The following is a 1,891-nucleotide window of genomic DNA, read 5'->3' on the forward strand; positions in this document are numbered from 1 at the left end:
GCGCTGGGGGATGTGGTGGCCCGGCATGAGAGTCTGCGGACGGTGTTTCCGGAGGTGGACGGGCTGGCGCACCAGCACGTCCTCGACACCGCCGAACCCTCGTTCGACGTCGTCCGGATCGAGCCCGGCCAGCTTGAAGCGGCGCTGGCGGCGGAGGCCGCACGGGGCTTCGACCTGGCCGTGGAGCCGCCGCTTAGGGCTCGTCTGTTCGAAATCGACCCTTCGACGTGCGTTCTGCTGCTGGTGCTGCATCACATCGCGGGGGATGGCTGGTCGATGGCTCCGCTGGCGCGGGATGTGATCGGGGCTTATGCGGCGCGGGCCGGGGGGCGGGTGCCGTCGTTCGTGCCGTTGCCGGTGCAGTATGCCGATTACGCGTTGTGGCAGCGGGAGCTGCTGGGGCGGGAGTCGGATCCGCAGAGTCTGATCAGTCGTCAGGTGGAGTTCTGGCGGGTGGCGCTGGCGGGGTTGCCCGATGAGATCGCGCTGCCCGCCGACCGGCCCCGGCCGGCGACGGCGTCGTATCGGGGGGACACGGTTCGTTTCGAGATCGGGCCTGATCTGCATCGGGGGTTGGTGGGGCTGGCGCGTGAGGCGAACGCGAGTTTGTTCATGGTGGTGCAGGCGGCGTTGGCGGCGTTGCTGACCCGGTTGGGGGCCGGGAGCGACATTCCGATCGGGTCGGTGGTGGCGGGTCGTACCGATGAGGCGCTGGATGATCTGGTGGGGATGTTCGTCAACACGTTGGTGTTGCGGACCGACACCGGTGGTGATCCGGGGTTTCGTGAGCTGGTGGCTCGGGTGCGGGAGACGGATCTGGCGGCTTACGCGCATCAGGATCTTCCGTTCGAGCGGTTGGTGGAGATCGTGAGTCCGGCCCGTTCGATGGCCCGCCACCCCCTGTTCCAGGTGATGCTCGCCTTCCAGAACAACCCGCCCGCTTCCTTGGAACTCGACGATCTGTCCGTCGCCGTGGAGTCGTTCACCCCGGCCACCGCCAAGTTCGACCTCCAACTCACCCTCGCCGAACGTCCCGAAGGCGGCCTCGAAGCCGGCCTGGAGTTCAGCTTCGACCTCTTCGACCGCCGGACGGCCGAAGACATCGTCACCCGCTTTCACCGGCTCCTGGAGTCCGTGGTCGCCACTCCCACGGCGCCCATCAGCCAGATCGACATCCTTGATCCCTCCGAGCGCCTGACGATTCTCGGCGACTGGGCCGGTACCGGAGCCGAGCCCGCCCCGTCCACGATCGTGGACCGCTTCGAGGCGCAGGTGGCGCGTTCGCCGCATGCGGTGGCGGTGGTGGGGCCGGGGGTGGAGCTGTCGTATGGGGAGCTGGATGCTCGGGCCGGGGTGCTGGCCGGGGTGCTGGCGGGGTTGGGGGTGGGGCCGGAGCGGTTTGTGGCGTTGGTGGTGCCGCGGTCGGTGGAGTTGGTGGTCGCGGTGGTCGCGGTGGTGAAGGCGGGGGGTGGGTATGTGCCGATCGATCCGGAGTATCCGGCGGATCGGATCGGCTACATCGTCGAGGACGCGCGTCCCATGCTGGCCGTCACGGTGCCGGGGTCGGAGGGGGCGCTTGCCGGGGATGGCCGGTGGGTGCCGGTGCCGGGGGCGGCGTCCCCGTTTTTGGTGTTCTCCCTGGGAGAGACCGCTTCATCGGGTTCCGAGGCGGCGACGTCGGTGGAGGAGCGCCGCCGGATGCCGCTTTGCGCGGAGAGCCTGACGGTGAACGACGAGGACGTGGCGGGTTTGTCCCGGGTCGGGTCCGGTCTTCTTGCCGATGGCGCCGCCGTGCGGGGGCGGTTGGTTGCGGAGCATCCGGCGTATGTGATTTTCACTTCGGGGTCGACGGGGCGGCCGAAGGGGGTGGTGGTCTCGCATGGCAGTGTCA

At 69.1% G+C, this 1,891-nt stretch carries 1 protein-coding gene; it reads left to right on the forward strand.

Annotated elements, in window-relative coordinates:
• A partial coding sequence (locus ACFY2X_RS47260) for a condensation domain-containing protein (RefSeq protein ID WP_389952024.1) occupies positions 1-1,891 on the forward strand: 1,891 nt, incomplete at both ends.

This window comes from Streptosporangium sp. NPDC000396, from assembly GCF_042898655.1.
Taxonomy (GTDB): domain Bacteria; phylum Actinomycetota; class Actinomycetes; order Streptosporangiales; family Streptosporangiaceae; genus Streptosporangium.